A 19,793-nucleotide genomic window follows, 5' to 3' on the forward strand; every position below is an offset into this window, starting at 1 on the left:
AATGCGCATCGTCGACGTCAATGAGTTCTACTCGCCGACCGGTGGCGGGGTGCGCACCTATATCGATCGCAAGATGGGCATCATGGCTGATCTCGGGCATGAACTGATCGTCATTGCCGCGGGCCGCGAAGACCTGGTCGAGGAACGCCCCGGCGGCGGCAAGATCATCTATGTCAAGGCATCGCGCCTGCCGTTCGACAGCAATTACGGGTTGTTCTGGGACGCTGATCCGATTGTCCGGCTGCTCGACGAGCTGAAGCCCGACCTGGTCGAGGCGTCGTCGCCCTGGCGCCCGGCCTGGATCGTCGGGCAATGGCAACCCGATCCCGCGCATGACGCCGCCAAGGTGTTCTTCATGCACAACGACAATGTGGCAGCCTATGCGCTGCGCTGGTTCGAGGGGCTCGCGCCGCACGACCGGATCGAGCGCGCCTTTGCTTGGTACAGCCGGTATATGAGCCGCTTCCTCGACAATTATGACGCGGTCGTCACCAACGGGCCGGCACTGGAAAAGCGGTTAAGGGCGCGCGGGGTACGGATCGATGCGGCGATGCCGCTGGGGATCGAGCGCAGCCATTTCTCGCCCGATTTCCGCGACGAGAGGCTGCGCGAGCGGTTGCTTGCACAGTGCGACCTGCCGCCCGAGGGGCTGCTGCTGCTCGGGCTTGGCCGGCATCATCCGGAAAAGCGCTGGCAATTGGTCGCCGACGCGGTGGCACGCGCCGGATCGAGCATCCCGGTCGGCATGATCCTGCTCGGCACCGGCGTCGCCAGCCGCAAGATCGAAAAGACCATTGCGGGGAGCCCGCATATCCGCATGTTCCGCCCGGTCTATGACCGCGAGCGGCTCGCCCGGATCATGGCAAGCTGCGATGCGCTGATCCATGGATCGGAGGCCGAACCCTTTGGGTTGGTCGCGTCGGAGGCGATGGCGGCCGGCTTGCCGCTGATCGCACCCGATACCGGCGGCTGTGCCGAGATCGCCGATCCGCTGGCGTCGGAACTCTACACCGCGCGTGATGCGGCCGCCTGCGCCGCGGCGATCGAGCGTTTCTATGCGCGCGACCGCAAGCTGGTGCGCCGTGCGGCGGTGGTGGCCGCCGGCAAGGTACGCAGCGATCGCGAGCATACCGAGGAACTGATGGCCTATTATGCCGATCTGGTCGCGGCCAAGCGCGCTGGACCGGCGCTCAAGGCGGCTTGATATAAAGGCGGAAGCGTCCGCCCTCGACCGGCATCTGCCGCCAGCCGTTCCGCTTCGCCCAATCCTCCAGCGCCTGATCCTGGGCGGCCTCGCCGCTGGTCCATTTGCCCTCACCCCCGATCAGGATTGCAGCGGGCGGCCGGGCGAAATGCGCCGCCAGCGTGCCGCGCGACACGAGCCGGTCGACCGCTTCGATCTTCAACGCGACCGGATCATGGCTGCGGAAATAGAACGGGCCGGCGGCAAAGCGCGGGTCGGGCAGCCGCCGGGTCGCCGGCAGGAATTGCGGTGAGAGCGTCGCGACCGGGCCGGTCACGCCTCCCGCATCCATCGCCGCGCTGATCGCCTTGCCTTGCCGCATCGCCTCGATCATCGGCACGCCGGGTACTGCGCGAACGAGCGCCTCGACCGAGGGAGCAAGGCCGGCACAGGCGAACACCACCAGCGCGATCCGCGTCCGCTTGCCCGGCGGGCCGACGTGCCAGCCGATCGCAAGGCGCACGAACAGGGGCGGCAGGATCGGTAGCAGATATTGCCGCCAGGTCGGGAAAGGGAGGAGCGCGGCAAGGATCCCCGCCCAGAGCATCCAGTCGATCGCTCGTCCTGACCGAGCAAGCCCCCATTTTCCTCGCCAACGCACCCGGCTGGTCAGCAGCAACCCGATCAGGGCGGGGCCAAGCGCGAGGAATTTGAGCGTGTCGAGCAGCTTGGCCAGCCACGACATCTTCCACGGGCGGTCGCGATAATATTGACCCGGGGCAAAGGCGGGGAATTCGAACACCCCAAACATGAAGCCATGCGGATTCCAGCTGGCGCTGGCCGCCACGAATGCCATGATCGGCAGTGTGCCGACGGCAACCCAGAGCGGACGGTGACGACGATCCAGAAGCGCATAGATACCGTAAGCCGTCGCCGGCAGCGCATAGGAGATCTTCGCCGCCGCCGCCGCCGCCAGGAGCAATCCGGCGAGTAACGCGGCCCAGCGTGTCCCCCGATCGTTCGCGGCGCGCATGATCAGCGGCAACGCAGCGGCAAGCAAGGCGACCGGCAACGCGTCGTTGCGCGCCGTGCCGATGCTGAACAACATTATGTCGGTGCAGGCGAACAGGCCGGCACCGAGCAAGGCCGGGCGGACCGCCGCGCCGCCCTCGCGCGCGCCGCGATAGACGAATGCGATCGCGGCGGTGCCGAGCAGCGCATTGACGACGCGCAGGCCAGGCCAGGCCCATTCGCCGAACAGCCAGGCGAGCGGGGCGAACACGATCGGCTGCAACGGCACCTGCAGATAGGCGAAATCGCGATAGGGCAGATTGCCGTGCGCGGCGAGCACGGCTGCGGCGACATATTGGCTCTCGTCATGATCAAGCGGCCGGGCCAGCGCCAGAAGCACCAAGATCAGCGCAGCCGCGCTAAGCCACCCGCGTAGCGACATCAGGGGCGAAACCGGGCTGGGGCGCATGGCTCTTTCGTTTTATGAAGGACTGGCGCAGCCTTAGCCAGCGCGGCCGGGCATGTCACGACGACCATTGTCACGAACCCGCCATATCCGCGGCGCATCAGACGCCGGCAAAGCAGAAGAGGGCCGCCATGGAATTCACGATCGATCGCCGTTCACTGGTCCTGACGGGCGCTTTGGGGCTGGGCGCTTATGCGATCCCCGGCTTTGCCCAGACTGCGGCGCTCGCCACCGCGCGCGGCTTCACTCATTCGGTCGCGAGCGGTGAGCCGGCGAGCGATTCGATGCTGCTCTGGACGCGCTATGTCCCGGCCGATGGCGGCGCAGTCGAACTAAAGGCCGAGATATCGACCACGGCGGATTTCGCGAAGATCGTCAGCGGCGGGGTACAGATCACCGGCCCATGGCGCGATCATACCGCCAAGATCACCGTTGCGGGGCTGAAGCCCGGCACCGCCTATCATTATCGCTTCGTCGCGCCCGATGGCAGCCTGTCGCCGGTCGGCCGCACCAAAACTCTGCCCGAGGGACAGGTGGGCCATTTCCGCGCCGCGATCTTCTCCTGCTCGAACCTCGCATTCGGCTATTTCAACGCTTATGCTCATGCGGTGGCGCGTGACGATCTCGATCTCACCATCCATCTCGGCGACTATTTCTACGAATATAAGCCGGGCGATTACCCCTCGCTCAAGAATACGGTCGGCAACCGCCTGCCCCTCCCCGCGAGCGAGATCCTCCATCTTGCCGACTATCGGCTGCGCTATGGCAGCTACCGTGCCGATCCCGATCTGCAGGCGCTTCACGCCCGGCATCCGATGATCGTGCAATGGGACGACCATGAATCCGCCAATGACAGCTGGGAAGGCGGGGCGCAGAATCATCAGCCGGGCGAGGGCGACTGGAACGATCGTCGTGCCGCCTCGATCCAGGCTTATCGCGAATGGATGCCGGTCTCCGACGAGCCGTGGAAGGCCTATGACATCGGCACGCTGGCAACTCTGTTCCGCACCGAGACACGGTTGCTCGGGCGCACCAAACAGCCCGATATCGAGCCGCTGCTGAAGGGCGCCGATCCGGCCAAGGCGCTGGTCGATTTCCGCAACGGCGCCTGGATGGATCCGGGCGCGACGATGATGGGCACGCAGCAGGAATATTGGCTCGATCACGGTGTGCGCCAGTCGGTCAAGGCGGGGCAGAAATGGCAGGTGGTCGGCTTCGGCACGATCATGGGCGAGACAATGACACCGCCCGATGCGCTCGACTGGCTGGCGCCGGATGCGCCGTCTTATGTGCGCGGCTATATCAATGAAGGACTGGCGGCGGCGAAGGCGGGGCTGCCGTCCAATCTCGACAATTGGGGCGGCTATCCGGCGGCGCGTGCTCGCTTCCTGAAGAGCGCGCAAGGTGCTGGTGCGAATCTGGTGGTCATTTCCGGCGACAGCCATAATGCCTGGGCGTTCGACCTGGGTCAGGACGGCAAGCCCGCGGGCGTCGAGTTCGCCGGGCATTCGGTCACCTCGGGCGGCTATGAATCCGCGCTGGCGACTGATCCGAAAATCGTTGCGGCGGGGCTGGTCAGGGCCAATCGCGAGCTGAAATGGTGCGATACGTCGCGGCGCGGCTATATGGCGATGACGCTGACGCCCGATCGGGTGAGCAATGACTGGGTGATGGTCGACAGCGTGAAGATCCAATCGGCCGGCGGGGTGATCGGCCACAGCACAACGGTGGCGCGCGGCCGCAACGTGATGGCGTAATCGTCCTTTGTACCCCGCCATCTCTTGCACCCAGTTTATTGCAATATGCGTTGAGAGAGCGGCATCACCGGACGCGGATCGCGACGATTCGGGTCGCGGGTGCCGCTGGCGTTCAACGGTGACGGGAGTTGCGTGTGGGTATTCGGAAACAGGGCGCGTTCCATAAAGGCCTTTTCGGCCTCGCCGGCATGGCGCTGCTCGCAACGGCCGGCTGCAACGAACTGGGTCTCGGCGGCAATCAGACGATGCAGGCCGGTGGAGGACAGGTTGGCGATCAGGAGGCCCAGAAGAAATTCAACGCCTATGTGAAGGCGATGAACATGCTGATCGATTCGGGCAAATTCGAGGAGCGCGTCGACTATTTCGAGCGCCTCAATCCGCAGCTGAAGACAAACGCCCCGCTCACCGAAATGTACATGATGAACATCGGCGTCGACCATATCATCAACCAGCTCGACGAGGCGCAGAAGATCAGCGTCGTCATTCCCGGCGTGGATGAAAAGGCCAAGGCGCTGGTCCCGGTGCTGACTCAGCTCGATGCGATCAACACTGAGCTGAACGCCTATGTCTCGGCCAAGGAATTCACTGTCGATGGCGGCAAAAAGGGGCGGGAAATAGCGCCCCGCTATCTGGCGGCGCTGGCCGCGGCACGCGAAGCGCAGCAGCAATTCGCCGATGCGACCGCGGCCTATGAACAGCAGCGCGATCAGGCCGCGCTGGCCAAGGCCGGGCCGGATTCACTGCAATTCCACAGACTGACCGTCACCCTTGCCGCCCGCGCCGCGACACGCGAATTCGACAGGATCACAGCGCCGGGCGATGACAGCAGCGCCTTCACCGCAAGCCTGACCAGGCTTGGCAAGGCCAATGCAACGCTGGCGGGCTTTGTGGGCAAGGCGCCGAAATCCGGCGCCGGGTCGCTGACGCCCGAATGTCAGCGCTATGTCGACAAGATCAACTCGATGATCGGCACCGGTCGGACCTTTGCGGAGACACTCAAGAGCAAGCCGGCCGATGTTGCCGACGATGCGAAGGATTTTACCGAAGCATTTAATGACGGCGTTGGCGAAGCGTCGGACTGCGCGCTCGAGGATAATTTGAGCAGCTAATATCAAGGCTCGTTGATCCAGACTCTTTTCCTTGCCGCTTCCCCGGCGAAGGCCGCGCCCCAGTCGGGAAGGTCAATATGAAATGAGCGCAACGCCAGAGCCACAAATGCCTACCAACTGGACCCCGGCCTTCATCGGGGAAGCCGCAGGAAGCGGCAAGGATAGGTCAGAATCAATGCGATCCGGTATCAGGGCGACCTGATTCCTTTCGTGGCAACGGGAGCGATCAGCCTCGCACCGCGGTCACGAAATAATCCAGCTTGCGATCGTCGCTGAGCACGAAGCCCTTGGCGACCGAGAAGCCGAGGCCGCGCGTATCGACCAGCCTCAGCCCGGCCGCCTCGATCAGCGCGGTGAGCTCGTCGGGGGTTAGGAACTTGTTCCAGTCATGCGTGCCGCGCGGGATCTGACCCAGACCCTCCGCCACGGTGATCATGGCAAGATGCGACAGCGCGGTGCGGTTGGGGGTCGACAGGATCAGCAGCCCGTCCGGCGTCAGCGCGCGCGCCAGGCCGGCGACGAAGCCCGCCGGGTCGCTGACATGCTCGATCACCTCAAGCGAGGTGACGAGATCGAACCGCTCGGCCCCGAGCGATTCGATGCTGCCGGCGCGATAATCGATCGTCAGCCCCGACAGCGCCGCATGGGTCGCGGCAGCGGCGATATTCTCGGGCGCGGCATCGATGCCGGTGACTGCTGCGCCGAGCCGGGCGAGCGGCTCGCACAGCAATCCCGCGCCGCACCCGACATCAAGCGCGCGCTTGCCGGAAAGCGGGGTGAAGCTGGCCTCGTCGATCTGCCAATGGCGGTTCACCTGTTCGCGCAGATAGCCGAGCCGCACCGGGTTGAGCTTGTGCAACATCGCCGACGAGCCCTTGGGGTCCCACCACTCCGCCGCCATCGCGCCGAAATGCGCGGCCTCGGCCGGGTCGATCGTTGCCGCATATGTGTTTGAGGGCGTTGTTACGGGTGCGCTTGCGTTTGCCATGGCTGGTTCCTATCAGCACCCCCTCCGCAGCCCAAGGATTTCCCGACCCGCCATGCCCGATAACTCACCTCGTATCGTGATGAAATTCGGCGGCACATCGATGGCCGGCATCGAAAGGATCCGTACCGTCGCGGCGCGCATCAAGCGCGAGGTCGAGGCGGGCAACCAGGTTGCCGTGGTCGTTTCGGCGATGGCGGGGGAGACCGACCGGCTGGTCAATTTCTGCCGTGAGGCGTCGTCGCTTTACGATCCGCACGAATATGACGTGGTCGTCTCGTCGGGCGAGCAGGTGACCAGCGGGCTGCTGGCGATCGCGCTGCAGGCGATCGGCGTACCGGCGCGCAGCTGGCTCGGCTGGCAATTGCCGATCCGCACCTCGGACGGCCATGCCTCGGCGCGCATCGGCGAGATCGAGACGAGCCGCCTCAACGAATCGCTCGCGCGCGGCGAAGTCGCGGTGATCCCCGGTTTCCAGGGCGTCGCGGCGGGGGAGCGGGTGACCACGCTCGGGCGCGGCGGATCGGACACGTCTGCGGTGGCGATGGCGGCGGCAATGAACGCCGATCGCTGCGACATCTATACTGACGTCGACGGAGTCTACACGACTGATCCGCGGATCGTGCCGCGCGCGCGCAAACTGAAGCGCGTGACTTATGAGGAAATGCTGGAGCTGGCGAGCGTGGGCGCGAAAGTGCTCCAGACGCGCTCGGTCGGTCTGGCGATGAAGGAAAATGTCCGCGTTCAGGTGCTGTCGTCGTTCGTTGACGACGACGCGCCGCTCGGCAGCGCGGAGCCTGGCACGCTGATCGTCAGCGAAGAGGAATTGGGAACCATGGAACGGCAGCTCATCACCGGTATCGCACATGACAAGAATGAGGCGAAGATCACGCTGACCGCGGTGCCCGACCGGCCCGGCTCGGTCGCGTCGATCTTCTCGCCGCTGGCCGATGCCAATATCAATGTCGATATGATCGTGCAGAACGTCGCGCATTCGACCGGCTCGACCGACGTGACCTTCACCGTGCCCTCGGCCGATCTCGCCAAGTCGCTCGACGTGCTGGGCAAGGCGCAGGGCGATATCGGCTATACCGAACTGGTCCATGATACGCGCGTCGCGAAAATCTCGGTCGTTGGTGTGGGCATGCGCAGCCATGCCGGCGTGGCCTCGACCATGTTCAAGACGCTGGGCGAGCGCGGCATCAATATCCTCGCCATCACCACCTCGGAGATCAAGGTCAGCGTGCTGATCGAGGAGGACTATACCGAACTCGCGGTGCGTGTGCTGCACACGGCGTACGGGCTCGACGCCGAGGATGCGGCCTGACTTTATTGCACGGCGATCGCGTTTACCTCGCTCGCCGCGCGATAGCCTGAACGGACGGCGCCCTCGATCCAGGCGGCGTGGTTCGATGTGTGCTCACCCGCAAAGAACAGCCGGCCTTCCGGTTCGGCAATCCGGTCCTTCCAGAGCAGGGCGTCGCCGGGCAGCGGAATCCCATAGGCGCCGCGCGCCCAGGGATCCTGTTGCCACGAATGGCTCACACTGCCGGCGAAGATGTCGCGGGCTCCGGCGCCCGGGAAAACTCTTTCGATCATGCTGAGCGCAAAGCGCGTGCGATCCTCATCGTCCATGTCGTCGAGCATCAGCGCGCGATCGCCCTGCTGGTAGAATTGGAGGACGCCGCCTTCGCTCTCCCCCTCCCACCGCGAGCTCCAGATCTCCGCCGCGCTGTCGAGCTGGGCGAAGCCGCTCAGCCCTTCGTTCAGCCAGGGTCGCTTCCGGGTCCTGACCGCAATCTTGGTGGCGGCCACATAACGGATGCGCCGCAAGATGGCGCGTTTCGCTTCGCTCAGGCCCGGCTCGATCTCGATTGAGGGCAGAACCGAATAGGGGACGGTGCAGATCACGGCATCGCCGTGCAGTATATGCTGTGTCCCGTGCCGGGTCATCGTTACCGCAATCTCCGCGGGCGTCTGTCGGATCGCGTGGATCGGTGAGCCCAGCAGGATCTCGCCCTTCAGAAGAGCCGCAATGGCCTGCGGAAACCGGTCGTTCCCGCCGACGACGCGCTGGAGATTGTCGCGGTTATAATGGGCCAGCACATGCGCCAGGACCAATGGCGAAATGGTGGCGGGAAAGGCACCGAGCGTCAGGAGCGACACGGCGCGTTCGGATAGCCCCTGTTGTCGAAGATAGTCGGCGATCGACAGCGCATCCAGCGGCGCGAGGCTGGCGGGTGGCCAGTCGGCCGTGCCAAGCGCGCTGGAGTCGATAGCGCGGGCAACCAGCGGCGCCAGATAGTGCCCAGCCAGATCGCCATTGATTGCCTGCTCCTCTGCGGGAAGGCCGATCTCATGACCAGGATTGGTACCCGGGTGCAGCACGATGCGCTGCCCGCGAACGAATATGACCGGCAGCAAGCCTTGCGGATGCAGCGGCTCTAGCGCGACGCCGCTGTGCCGAATATAATGGTTGGCCCAGGCATGCGACGACGGAATGCGACCCGCACCTGCCTCCGCAAAGGCTGTGCCGGTAGCGTCTCTTTGCGTGAAGATCCTGCCACCGATTCGTTCCCGGGCTTCCACGATGGTGACGCGGTGGCCGGCACGCTCCAGCTCCAGTGCGGCAACCAGGCCGCTTATTCCGGCGCCAATGACGATGATGCGCTGGCTATCGCCTTTGCGGTCCAGCCGCTCGGGTATCGCGGGGTCTGGTGCGGGTGCTGAGGTCATGCGTCACCTTTCAAACATTATCCGCGGCCAGAATAGCCAAAAATGTGCGAGCGATGGTGCCAAACTCTCTACAAATACCACTGTTAATCGGCATTTATATCCAATAAACCGGGATATGATGAGCAGTCCTGCCAAACATGCACTTGATGCCATAGACGAGAAAATTCTCATCGAGCTCCAGGCGGACGCGCGCCTGCCCAATATCGTGCTTGCCGACAAAGTCGGCCTTTCACCCTCACCCTGTTCGCGGCGCGTGAAGATCCTTGAGGAGGCCGGCGTCGTGACCGGCTACCGCGCGGTCCTCAATCGCACGGCCATCGGCCTCGATCTCACCGTATTTGCCGGCGTGCGGGTCGAACGGCATTCCCATGAGAATGCCGATCTGTTCGTATCCGCCGTTCTGAAAATGCCCGAAGTCGTTGCCTGCCATCTGGTGTCGGGTGAGGTCGACTTCCTGATCGAGGTGGTGGCGCCGGACATGGCGACCTATGAGGAAACCGTCCTTCGTCGCTTGCTGTCGCTTCCGTCGGTCCGCGATATCCGCTCCAGCTTCGCGATGCGAAGCCATCTCGCCGCCGGCCCCTTGCCCGTTCGCCGCACCTGATGCGCACACCCTAATATGATAACAGTTTACCGGGTGTTTGATCCCCGCAATGTGGTGGTACGATTGGCCATGGCGCGCTCGCGCGCACCGTGATTTCCAAAATGCCGCCGAAATTCCCGAAGCGATCCGCTGCGAGATGGTTAAATCAACGTCGCTCGCGTTCCGGCAGATACGAGTGGCGCGATCCCGGCGTAGAAGAAAGGAATGCTGTCCTCCGGCCCGTTCACCGCGCGGCCCTGCACTTTGGACATGATGCACACTCCGACCTCGGTGGGCCCTTCGCCAATAACAAGCACAAAAGGGTTCTGCTGATCGCCGCGCAGATATCGCCCGCCGAACGCGCGGCGGGCGACCTCGAAGACGTAAGCCGATGTCAAAAAGTGAAGATCCTCCGGAAGAGGCGCCCCCTGGCGGTAAAAGTCGTCCAGCACCCGATCGACCAGTTCGAGCGATGCTTCGCTGTAATCGAGTTTGCTTCCGTCAATCGGTGACCCTGCAGGCGAAAATGCTGTTACGAAGTCCGCCGCCTGCCATTCCATTCCCTCTTCAAGGCTGGCCGGCAAGCCATCCGGTATATCGACCCGCCCATTGGCGGGGGGCATGGTCGAAACTTGCTCAGCCTGATCATTCCGAGCGCCAAACAGCCTTTTGAAAATACCGACCATCGCTTCGTTCTCCGCTTTGTGAGCGTTTGCACCTCTGGCTTTGCTGCTGGGTTATTCCCCTGCCCGGCGGATCGTCCGCTCTCTCGACTTTGGCGCCAAAAGCGGCATGTCGCAAATCCACCACAAGCGGATATTCGGTCACTGGCAACATAACCACATCCCGCTGCAGGCCGGCCCGATTCACAATGCTCGCCTGATGTCGTCATCTCTGCTTCCGTCGCGCATGGTGCGCGTCACGGATGAAAGCCCATTCGGCCGGAAGTTTGAATCGAGCAGACCGCAATGAAGCAGACGATCACCGCTCCCCAGTCAGTGCCGCCCGGGCATTTCCCGATAGCCCCGCAGCACCCCGAGAAATTCCCGTTTCGCTCCAACAAAATTCCCGCAGGATTTCCCGTAAATTCCCGTAACACGCGCAAAAATGCATATTCCCGCAGAAATTCCCGTAGCTATGGGAAAATAACCGCGATGGTGCTGCGCCAGAGCTTGGTGGTGAAGCCGCCGATTCAATTCCGCCGATCCCGCCGCGATCGTCAGTGCGAGTTGCGATAATGGACAACGAACCCTAAGCCCCCCGCCATGAATCAGAACTCATCGATCGGCGCCGAGCGCCTGCAGCGGCGCATGGCGCGGGGCGCCGAATTCCTGGGTGCGGAGGTCGCCATCCTGTGCGGCGCGATGTCCTGGGTCAGCGAGCGCAATCTTGTCTCGGCCATGTCCAATGCCGGCGGCTTCGGGCTGATCGCGTGCGGCGCGATGACCCCCGAACTGCTCGATGCCGAGATCGCCGGCACCAAAAAGCTGACCGACAAGCCGTTCGGCGTGAACCTGATCACCATGCATCCCGGCCTGTTCGACCTGATCGAAGTCTGCAACAGGCACGGCGTCAGCCATGTCGTGCTCGCCGGGGGCTTGCCGCCGACCGGCAGCATCGATGCGATCAAGCAGAATGGCGCGAAGCTGATCTGTTTCGCCCCGGCGCTCAGCCTGGCCAAGAAGCTGATCCGCTCCGGCGTCGATGCGCTGGTGGTCGAGGGCATGGAAGCGGGCGGGCATATCGGCCCGGTCTCGACCAGCGTGCTGGCGCAGGAAATCCTGCCCGAGGTGGCCCAGCAGGTCCCCGTGTTCGTCGCCGGCGGGATCGGCCGGGGCGAGGCGATCGCCGCCTATCTCGACATGGGGGCGGCGGGGGTGCAGCTCGGCACGCGTTTCGTCTGCGCGACCGAGAGCATTGCGCACGCCAATTTCAAAAAGGCATTCATCCGCGCCTCGGCGCGCGACGCGATCGCCAGCGTGCAGATCGATCCGCGCCTGCCGGTTATCCCGGTGCGCGCGCTGAAGAATGCGTCGAGCGAGCTGTTCACCGCCAAGCAGCGCGAAGTCGCGCAATTGCTCGATGACGGCGCAGTCGCGATGGGCGAGGCGCAGCTGCAGATCGAGCATTACTGGGCCGGCGCGCTGCGCCGCGCAGTGATCGACGGCGATGTCGAGCATGGCTCGATGATGGCCGGCCAGTCGGTCGGCATGGTGACGAAGGAAGAACCACTTGCCGAGATCATCGCGACCTTGATGGCCGAGGCGGCGCACGCGCTGGAGAAGCGGGCGGCCTGAATGGAGACCGCCTGAATGGAAACTGGGCGCGCCGGCCTGCCAATCCTGCCCTTTGCCGATGCGGCGGCCTGGGAAGCATGGCTCGGCGCGCAGCCGCGTGACTGCAAAGGCGTGTGGCTCAAATTCGCCAAGGCCGGTACCGGCGTGCCCTCGGTCAGCAAGGCGCAGGCGATCGACGGCGCGCTGATCCATGGCTGGATCGACGGCCAGCTCAACCCGTTCGACCATCACTGGTGGCTGGTCCGCTTCACACCGCGCAAAGCGCGCAGCAAATGGTCGGAAAATAACCGTCTCCGCGCGACCGAACTGATCGCGGCAGGCCGCATCGCGCCGGCGGGGCAAGCGGAGATCGATGCGGCCAAGGCGGATGGCCGCTGGGACGCAGCCTATGCGTCGCAAAGTACGATCGAAGTGCCGGATGACCTCATTGCAGCGTTCGATGCGGAACCGGCAGCACGGGCTTTTTTCGACACCCTGACCGGTGCGAACCGCTACGCCATATTGTACCGCATCCATGACGCGAAGAAGCCCGAAACCCGCGCCGCGCGAATCGCGAAGTTTGTCAGCATGTGCGCGCGCGGTGAAACACTCCATGGCAATCGGTGACATTGGAGGAGCGAGTGTTGCGATCGTCATCCCCGCGAACGCGGGGATCCCGCTTCTTCTGCTGCTGAGCGCGGCGCAAGGCCGCCGGCGATTCAACCATATCACGGGACCCGCTATGCCATCCCGTGCCGGACGGATGCTGGCGCGCTCTTTCTCAGTGTCAGGAAAAAACAGGTTTGCCCCAATATCACTCACGGGCACAAAATACTCGCGCATGGGCTGAGCCGTGACCCGGGCGCCTGATCGCGCGCTTGCTTCCCTAACTCAATCTTAACCATCTTCAGGCGATGACTGTCCGGCCGAGGGGCAACGGAGAGCCTGTATGACACGCCTGTGCCGCGTCCTGTTGCTGCCGCTCGCGCTCGCCGCGATGTCGGGCTGCGCGAGCCGGCAGGTCGCGGTTGCCCCGCCGCCTCCGCCCGTGGCGTGGGCGCCGCCACCACCCAGCGTTGCGATGCCGGCCGGTGCGCATCCAGGCATGATAATCCCGGCCGCCCGCAGCGACGGCAGCTATCCGACGCCCAATCAGGACCTCTCGCCCGCCGCCAGCATCTGGCATCTGCGCGCCGGGTTGAACTTCGCCGCGCTCGCTTGTCGCGGCCCGGAGGAAGGCGTCATCATCGCCGGCTATAACGCGATGCTGAACAGCCAGAAGGCGATCCTGGCTCAGGCGGAGCGATCGCTGGCGGCGGAATATCGCGCCGCAGGCGGCGCAGCATGGCGCGATTCCTATGACAATGCGATGACCCGGCTCTACAATTACTATGCCCAGGCGCCGGCCAAGCCCGCTTTGTGCGCGACGGCAGAGCGGCTGCTGGCCGAGGCGGCGGTGGTGCCGTCCGCGGACTTCACCATTTTTGCCGCGGCGCGCCTACCCGAACTCGATGCCAGCTTCACCGATTTCTACCGCGCCTATGATGCCTGGAGGAACCAGCGCCGGAGTTTTTGGCCCGATCATCGCCGTCGCATCGAACACCGCGCAGCGCCTGCCGCCCCGGATCGAGATCGATCCCGCAGTCTTCCAGCTGCCCTAGCGCCTGCCATCCACTCTCCCGGCAATCAAGGTCGTAACTCTATGGATCACGGCATGGGGCAGGGCACGGGCAGGGGCCAAAGGAACGTTTGACGGGGCAAACGGGGTTCCTTCCCCGGCTCCCCTTCGCTACGACCGGCTCGATGGCCGAGCATGATCCCGACCAGCCGCCCGATCGGCCTGCTGCCGACCAGCCCGTGAGCGGACGCTTTGACGGTATCGATCACCGCTTCCCGATCCGTGTCTATTTCGAGGACACCGATCTGTCGGGCGTCGTCTATCACGCCAATTATCTGCGCTTCATGGAACGCGCCCGGTCGGACATGCTGCGGCTCGTCGGGGTCGACCAGCGCGGTACGCATGACGCCGGTGAGGGCGCTTATGCGATCACCGAACTCGCCATCCGCTACAAGGCGCCGGCGAAACTCGACGATGCGCTGGTGGTTGTATCGCGCGTGATAAAAGTGCGCGCGGCATCGGTGGATATTCAGCAACGAGTCATGCGCGGTGCCGAGATACTGACCGCAGCGGAGGTGACGGCGGCACTGGTGGGGGCATCGGGGCGGCCGCGCCGGCAACCGAAACAATGGGTCGAGGCGTTCGAGCGCCTCGTCTGGGTTCAATCGGGGGACGAAGGAAAATAATGAGCGTACTCTTAAATACCGACGCCGCGACCATGTCGCCCGTCGCCCTGTTCCTGCAGGCCGATATCGTGGTGAAATTCGTCATGCTTGGCCTGCTCGCCGCGAGCATCTGGACCTGGACCATCATTGTCAGCTTCGCGCTGAAGCTCGGCCGGACGCGGACCAAGATCGATCGCTTCGAGCGCGATTTCTGGAAGGCCGAGGATATCGATGCCTTTCACCGTATCGAAGGCGATAGCGACCTGCCGATCGCCAAGGTCTTCTCCAGCGGCGTGGCGGAATGGCGCCGGTCCACTGCCAATGGCGCGGTCGATCGCGGCGGCACGCGTGAGCGGCTGGCGACGGCAATGGGCGCGTCGGTGGCGCATGAGATCGACAAATTGTCCGACCGGCTCAACATCCTCGCCACAGTCGGCGCGGTCGCGCCGTTCGTCGGCCTGTTCGGCACCGTATGGGGCATCATGCGCAGCTTCACCGGCATCGCGCAGCAGCAGAGCACGTCGCTCGCGGTGGTCGCGCCGGGCATTGCCGAGGCGCTGTTCGCCACGGCGATCGGCCTGTTCGCGGCAATTCCGGCGGTGATCGCGTACAACCGCTTCAGCCACGGCATCAACCGCATCGAGGCCCGCCTCAACCGCTTCGCCGACGGTTTCCACGCCACCCTGAGCCGCCAGCTCGAGACCGAGGCGCGGCGCTAGGCGATGTCGATCAACCTCCCCTCGCAACGCGGCCGCGGCCGGCGTGCGCCGATGGCGGACATCAACGTCACGCCACTGGTCGACGTCATGCTCGTGCTGCTGATCATCTTCATGGTCACCGCGCCGTTGCTGACGGCCGGTGTGCCGGTCAATCTGCCCGACAGCCGCGCCAAGCCGCTCGAGCAGGATCAGAAGCCGATCCAGATCTCGCTCGACGGCAAGGGCAAGCTGTTCGTCGACGATGACGAGATCAGCGACGCGATCCTCCCTGACGTGCTGCAGCAACTCGCCAAAAAGGCCGAAGCCGGTCAGCCGCCACAGGTCTTCCTGCGCGCCGACAAGACGCTGAACTATGGCCGGATCATGCGCATCATGGGCGAACTCAACCGCGCGGGGCTCAATCGCGTCGCGCTGGTGACGGTCGGCGATGATGCCCAGGGGAACGGGGCCCAGGGAAACGGGTCGAAGTGACCGGACGGACGATCTGATGGAACGGACCGAAAAGATCGGCCTGGGCGTCGCCGCCCTCGGGCATGTCGTGCTGTTCGGCGCGCTGTCACTCAGTTGGCTATGGTCCGCGGACTCGCCGCCCAAGGTGAAGTCGATCGATATTTCGCTGGTCGACGATGTCGCGCTGCAGTCCCAGGCACCGCCGGCGGTCGAGCCGCCCGCTCAGTCGCAGGCGCCGGAAGAAGGCCCGCCCGAGGAAGCGGCGCCGCCCGAAGCGGCAGAGGCTGAACCGGCGCCGACACCGCCGGCCAAGCAGCCTGAGCCCGCGCCGGCCCCCAAGCCCGCGCCCAAGGCACCGCCGCCGCCCAAGAAGGAGCCGGTGGCCAAGCCCGACAAGGCCAAGACCCCGCCGGCCAAGACCAGCACAGCGGCGGTCAAACCGCCCAGTACCGTCAAGGCAACCGGCACCAGGCCGAACGCCACCCGGCGCAACCCGGGCGGTTTCGCTCTGTCCGCGGAAACTCTCAAGGGTCTCTCCGCATCTCCGTCCACCTCCAAGGCAACAACGCCACCCGGTGCGACGATGAACGCGCAGGCCGCCGCGGACATCACATCGGTGATCGTTCGCCAGGTGCAGCCCTGCGCCAATCGTCAGGTCAATCCGGGGCCGGGCGCGTCGCGCATCCGGGTGCAGATCCGGCTGCAACTCAACAAGGATGGTTCGCTGGCTGCGCGGCCGACGATTGTCGCGCATACTGGCGTGGATGACGAAAATAGCCGTTATGTCGATGCGGTCGATCGCAATGCGATCGCCACCTTCATGGGCTGCTCGCCGCTGCGCGGCCTGCCGCTTGAGCTGTACGACGTGCCGCGCGGCTGGAAAGTGTTCAGCTTACGTTACAATCTACCCGGGTGAGGAAAGACGATGATGCACAATAGGAAAATATTGGCGCTCGCGCTGGCGCTTTCCGGAACGACCGCCGCGCAGGCGCAGGACGCGCCGCCGGCCCAGCCGACCGTGCAGCCGGGCCAGGCTGCGCCCGGCCAGCAGGACGAACTGGTCGTCGACGTCGTCGGCGGCATTTCCGCGCCGCTCGGCATCGCCATCCCGGTCATGCCGACATCCTCTCCGGTCGATACGCCGGCCGGCCGCACCGACGAGCTTGGCCGCCAGCTTGCCGGGATCATCACCAATGATCTGCGCAACAGCGGGCTGTTCAAGCCGATCGCGCCGAACGGGTTGAAAAGCGTCGCTTTTTCAGAAGTGACCGCGCCGGCGTTCGATTATTGGGGCGGTGCCAACGCATCGGCGCTGGTGCAGGGCTTTATCCGCGCCAATGGCGACGGGACGCTCACCGTCGGCTGCTATCTCTATGACGTGTTTTCGCGCAATGAGCTGGTGCGGCAGGGCTTTGTCGTGCCGCCCGGCGACTGGCGTCGCGCCGGGCATAAATGCGCCGACATGGTCTATGCAAAGCTGACCGGCGAAGGCCCGTATTTCGACAGCCGCGTGATCTACGTCTCGGAAACGGGGCCCAAGGGCAAGCGTATCAAGCGCCTGTCGATCATGGATCAGGACGGGGCGAATCACCGCTTCCTGACCAATGGCCAGTCGATCGTGCTGACGCCGCGCTTTGCGCCGAACCAGCAGACGATTGTCTATATGAGCTATCTCAACGATCGCCCGGCAATTTATGTCTATGACATTGGCACCGGCAAGCAGCGCCTGCTGGTCAACAACCCCAGCCTGACCTTTTCGCCGCGCGTGTCGCCCGACGGCCGTTCTGTCGTCTTTTCGATGGCGGTCGCCGGCAATACCGATCTCTACAAAGTGGCGACATCGGGCGGCTCGCCGCAGCGGCTGACCGATGCACCGGGGATCGATACTGCGCCCAGCTTCTCGCCTGACGGGCGGCGCATCGCATTCGAAAGCGATCGCTCCGGCGCGCAGCAGATCTATGTCATGAATGCCGACGGCTCGAACCAGCAGCGCATCTCGTTCGGCAGCGGACGTTATGCGACGCCGGTGTGGAGCCCGCGCGGCGACCTGATTGCCTTCACCAAGATTGCGGGCAATTTCCGCATCGGGATCATGAGCTCGTCGGGCAGCGGCGAGAAACTGCTGACCGACGACTGGCAGGATGAAGGGCCGAGCTGGTCGCCCAATGGCCGTGTGCTGATGTTCTATCGTCAGGGACGCGGCGGCGCGGGCAAGGCCGATCTGTGGTCGGTCGATCTGACCGGGGTCAATGAACGCCGCGTGCCGACCCCGCTTGATGGATCCGATCCGGGCTGGGGACCGTTACGGCCGTAAGATCGTTACGCCCTCGACTGTGATTTGCGTACCCCCCGTCGATGCCCGATCCGTTTTTTCAAACGCGTCGATATCGACACGACCACTGACCGAAGGAGAAATCAGATGGCCAGACTGACAACCACGATCCTCATTGCGACGGCATTGCTTGCTACTGCTGCCTGCAGCAAGAAGCGCCCTGCAACGCTCCCGCCGGGGCCGGGTGAAGAGCAGACCGGCCCGGGCCCGGTTCAGGGCGACAATGTCGTGCCCGGCTCGCGCGCCGATTTTGAGCGCTCGGTCACCAGCAACACCGTCAATTTCGCGCTCGACCGCTATGATATCGATGCGCGCGCGCGCGAAATCCTCGACAGCCAGGCGGCGTGGCTGGCCAAATGGCCAAACGTTCCGGTCAGCCTGGAGGGGCACGCCGACGAACGCGGCACGCGCGAATATAACCTCGCGCTCGGCGATCGCCGCGCCAATGCGGCGAAGAATTATCTCGCCGGCCGCGGCGTGAACCCGGCGCGCATCTCGACGATCAGCTATGGCAAGGAACGCCCGATCGCGCTGGGGTCGGACGAAGCAAGCTGGGCGCAGAATCGCCGCGCAGTGACCATCGTTCTCAACTGATCCCGGGCGGCTTGCCGCCCGTTACCATGTGAAGACGCCGTCGGATCATCGGATCCGGCGGCGTTTTTCATGGCGTTTCCGCCTGATCCGAATCCGCTTGCGCTGTCCGAATACCCGATATAAATGTGATATCACATTAACGGGAGGTTCCAATGTCGGATTCGGGTACGACCAACACGGCGCTCACGCTGTCGCGCGAACGGCCGGCGGCCACGTCGAGCGGCTATGTGATGCTGCTGGTCATGCTCTTCATGATCGTGACCGGGGTGTTAGGCGCGTCGATGATGCAGGACAGGCCGATCATGGGCGGCCTGATCATTACCGCCTCGCTCCTGGTCTTCCTCTTCATCCTGTGTGGCTTCTACATGCAGCAGCCCAACCAGGCGACGGCGATCACTTTGTTCGGCGCCTATAAGGGCACTGACCGCAATACCGGCCTGCGCTGGCTGTTGCCCTGGCTCGGCCGCAACAAGGTGTCGCTGCGCGCCAACAACATGATCTCCGAACGATTGAAGGTGAATGACCTGCGCGGCAACCCGATCGAGATCGCGGCGCAGGTGGTGTGGCGCGTGACCGATACCGCGCAGGCGCTGTTCGATATCGACGATTACAAATCGTTCGTCATCGTTCAGATCGAGGCTGCGGTGCGCACGATCGGTGCGCGTTACCCCTATGACGATTTCGAGCATCAGGAAGTGACGCTGCGCGGCAATCACGACCAAGTCGCGGTCGAGCTGCGCCAGGAACTGATCGCGCGCCTCGTCGTCGCAGGGATCACGGTCGACGAATGCGGTTTCACCCACTTGGCTTATGCGCAGGAAATCGCCGGGGCGATGCTCCGCCGGCAACAGGCCCAGGCGGTGGTCGCGGCGCGCAAGACCTTGGTCGAAGGCGCGGTCGGCATGGTCGAGATGGCGCTCGAGATGCTCAGCGAGAAGAATGTCGTCCATCTCGACGATGAACGCCGCGCGGCGATGGTCTCGAACCTGATGGTCGTGCTGTGCGGCGAACGCGATACGCAGCCGGTGGTGAACACGGGCAGCCTGTATCAATAGGCCCGTGAGATGACTGCCCCTTCCAAAAAGGCGTTCCCGCTGCGCCTCGACCCCGCGCTCTACGCGGCGATCGAGCGCACCGCGGCGAGCGACCTGCGCAGCGTCAACGCGCAGGTCGAATGCCTGCTGCGCGAGGCGCTGGCGAAGCGGGGGGTGAAACTGGAGGCACCGGTCGTCGCGCGTCGCGGACGGCCGCCGAAATCAACTGAAGGAGAATGACAATGCTTGGATTGTTTACCTCGAAGGCACGCTTG

General features: G+C 64.3%; 21 protein-coding genes. 17 read left to right on the forward strand and 4 right to left on the reverse strand.

What is annotated here, in order from left to right:
- The first annotated feature begins 1 nt into the window (after nt 1).
- The gene (locus ACRECS_RS15385; protein ID WP_431583829.1) at nt 2–1,204 is read left to right on the forward strand and encodes a glycosyltransferase; all 1,203 of its coding nucleotides are present in this window, start codon (nt 2–4) and stop codon (nt 1,202–1,204) included.
- Here the strand turns inward: ACRECS_RS15385 and ACRECS_RS15390 are convergent.
- The gene (locus ACRECS_RS15390) at nt 1,191–2,663 is read right to left on the reverse strand and encodes a glycosyltransferase family 39 protein (RefSeq protein WP_431583830.1); all 1,473 of its coding nucleotides are present in this window, start codon (nt 2,661–2,663) and stop codon (nt 1,191–1,193) included. The genes ACRECS_RS15385 and ACRECS_RS15390 overlap by 14 nt on opposite strands.
- Nucleotides 2,664–2,791: 128 nt before the next feature.
- On the opposite strand from ACRECS_RS15390, the gene ACRECS_RS15395 reads away from it, so the two are divergent.
- Nucleotides 2,792–4,417, forward strand: coding sequence for an alkaline phosphatase D family protein (locus tag ACRECS_RS15395; protein WP_431583831.1), 1,626 nt, complete (start codon nt 2,792–2,794; stop codon nt 4,415–4,417).
- Nucleotides 4,418–4,551: 134 nt separating this feature from the next.
- A complete protein-coding gene (locus tag ACRECS_RS15400) occupies nt 4,552–5,526 on the forward strand; it encodes a DUF3829 domain-containing protein (RefSeq protein ID WP_431583832.1) in 975 nt (324 codons plus the stop codon).
- A gap of 226 nt (nt 5,527–5,752) precedes the next feature.
- On the opposite strand, the gene ubiG is transcribed toward ACRECS_RS15400, so the two are convergent.
- A complete protein-coding gene (gene ubiG, locus ACRECS_RS15405; RefSeq protein ID WP_431583833.1) occupies nt 5,753–6,514 on the reverse strand; it encodes a bifunctional 2-polyprenyl-6-hydroxyphenol methylase/3-demethylubiquinol 3-O-methyltransferase UbiG in 762 nt (253 codons plus the stop codon).
- Between the two features lie 52 nt (nt 6,515–6,566).
- Between ubiG and ACRECS_RS15410 the strand changes: the two genes are divergently transcribed.
- Nucleotides 6,567–7,838: an aspartate kinase gene (locus tag ACRECS_RS15410; RefSeq protein ID WP_431583834.1), complete on the forward strand. Its 1,272-nt coding sequence runs from the start codon at nt 6,567–6,569 to the stop codon at nt 7,836–7,838.
- A 2-nt stretch (nt 7,839–7,840) separates the two neighbouring features.
- On the opposite strand, the gene ACRECS_RS15415 is transcribed toward ACRECS_RS15410, so the two are convergent.
- A complete protein-coding gene (locus tag ACRECS_RS15415) occupies nt 7,841–9,247 on the reverse strand; it encodes a flavin monoamine oxidase family protein (protein WP_431583835.1) in 1,407 nt (468 codons plus the stop codon).
- On the opposite strand from ACRECS_RS15415, the gene ACRECS_RS15420 reads away from it, so the two are divergent.
- On the forward strand, nt 9,246–9,851 hold the full coding sequence (locus ACRECS_RS15420; protein ID WP_431583836.1) for an Lrp/AsnC family transcriptional regulator: 606 nt from the start codon (nt 9,246–9,248) through the stop codon (nt 9,849–9,851). The genes ACRECS_RS15415 and ACRECS_RS15420 overlap by 2 nt on opposite strands.
- A gap of 140 nt (nt 9,852–9,991) precedes the next feature.
- Here ACRECS_RS15420 and ACRECS_RS15425 read toward each other — a convergent pair whose 3' ends face one another.
- Nucleotides 9,992–10,516 (reverse strand): hypothetical protein, encoded by a 525-nt coding sequence (locus ACRECS_RS15425; protein WP_431583837.1) that lies wholly within the window; start codon nt 10,514–10,516, stop codon nt 9,992–9,994.
- 282 nt (nt 10,517–10,798) lie between these two features.
- Between ACRECS_RS15425 and ACRECS_RS15430 the strand changes: the two genes are divergently transcribed.
- The 12 genes from ACRECS_RS15430 to ACRECS_RS15485 all read left to right on the forward strand — a co-directional run bounded on the left by ACRECS_RS15430 (nt 10,799) and on the right by ACRECS_RS15485 (nt 19,758).
- Nucleotides 10,799–11,068 carry a hypothetical protein gene (locus tag ACRECS_RS15430; RefSeq protein WP_431583838.1) on the forward strand — a complete coding sequence of 90 codons (270 nt, stop codon included), beginning with the start codon at nt 10,799–10,801 and terminating at the stop codon, nt 11,066–11,068.
- Nucleotides 11,069–11,095: 27 nt separating this feature from the next.
- Nucleotides 11,096–12,127: an NAD(P)H-dependent flavin oxidoreductase gene (locus ACRECS_RS15435; RefSeq protein WP_431583839.1), complete on the forward strand. Its 1,032-nt coding sequence runs from the start codon at nt 11,096–11,098 to the stop codon at nt 12,125–12,127.
- Between the two features lie 15 nt (nt 12,128–12,142).
- A complete protein-coding gene (locus ACRECS_RS15440; protein WP_431583840.1) occupies nt 12,143–12,733 on the forward strand; it encodes a YdeI/OmpD-associated family protein in 591 nt (196 codons plus the stop codon).
- A 322-nt stretch (nt 12,734–13,055) separates the two neighbouring features.
- The gene (locus ACRECS_RS15445) at nt 13,056–13,859 is read left to right on the forward strand and encodes a hypothetical protein (protein ID WP_431583841.1); all 804 of its coding nucleotides are present in this window, start codon (nt 13,056–13,058) and stop codon (nt 13,857–13,859) included.
- A 50-nt stretch (nt 13,860–13,909) separates the two neighbouring features.
- The gene (gene ybgC, locus ACRECS_RS15450; RefSeq protein ID WP_431583842.1) at nt 13,910–14,410 is read left to right on the forward strand and encodes a tol-pal system-associated acyl-CoA thioesterase; all 501 of its coding nucleotides are present in this window, start codon (nt 13,910–13,912) and stop codon (nt 14,408–14,410) included.
- Nucleotides 14,410–15,108: a protein TolQ gene (gene tolQ, locus ACRECS_RS15455; RefSeq protein WP_431583843.1), complete on the forward strand. Its 699-nt coding sequence runs from the start codon at nt 14,410–14,412 to the stop codon at nt 15,106–15,108. The genes ybgC and tolQ overlap by 1 nt, the downstream gene beginning before the upstream one ends.
- A gap of 3 nt (nt 15,109–15,111) precedes the next feature.
- Nucleotides 15,112–15,579, forward strand: a complete 468-nt coding sequence (gene tolR / locus ACRECS_RS15460) for a protein TolR (RefSeq protein WP_431583844.1) — start codon at nt 15,112–15,114, stop codon at nt 15,577–15,579.
- A gap of 16 nt (nt 15,580–15,595) precedes the next feature.
- The gene (locus tag ACRECS_RS15465; protein ID WP_431583845.1) at nt 15,596–16,474 is read left to right on the forward strand and encodes a cell envelope biogenesis protein TolA; all 879 of its coding nucleotides are present in this window, start codon (nt 15,596–15,598) and stop codon (nt 16,472–16,474) included.
- A gap of 9 nt (nt 16,475–16,483) precedes the next feature.
- A complete protein-coding gene (gene tolB, locus ACRECS_RS15470) occupies nt 16,484–17,872 on the forward strand; it encodes a Tol-Pal system beta propeller repeat protein TolB (protein WP_431583846.1) in 1,389 nt (462 codons plus the stop codon).
- Nucleotides 17,873–17,977: 105 nt separating this feature from the next.
- Nucleotides 17,978–18,484, forward strand: coding sequence for a peptidoglycan-associated lipoprotein Pal (gene pal, locus ACRECS_RS15475; protein ID WP_187761101.1), 507 nt, complete (start codon nt 17,978–17,980; stop codon nt 18,482–18,484).
- A gap of 152 nt (nt 18,485–18,636) precedes the next feature.
- Nucleotides 18,637–19,539 (forward strand): SPFH domain-containing protein, encoded by a 903-nt coding sequence (locus ACRECS_RS15480; RefSeq protein WP_431583847.1) that lies wholly within the window; start codon nt 18,637–18,639, stop codon nt 19,537–19,539.
- A gap of 9 nt (nt 19,540–19,548) precedes the next feature.
- Nucleotides 19,549–19,758 (forward strand): toxin-antitoxin system HicB family antitoxin, encoded by a 210-nt coding sequence (locus ACRECS_RS15485; RefSeq protein ID WP_431583848.1) that lies wholly within the window; start codon nt 19,549–19,551, stop codon nt 19,756–19,758.
- Nucleotides 19,759–19,793: the final 35 nt, after the last annotated feature.

Origin of the sequence: Sphingomonas sp., from assembly GCF_050725575.1 — a bacterium.
GTDB lineage: Bacteria > Pseudomonadota > Alphaproteobacteria > Sphingomonadales > Sphingomonadaceae > Sphingomonas.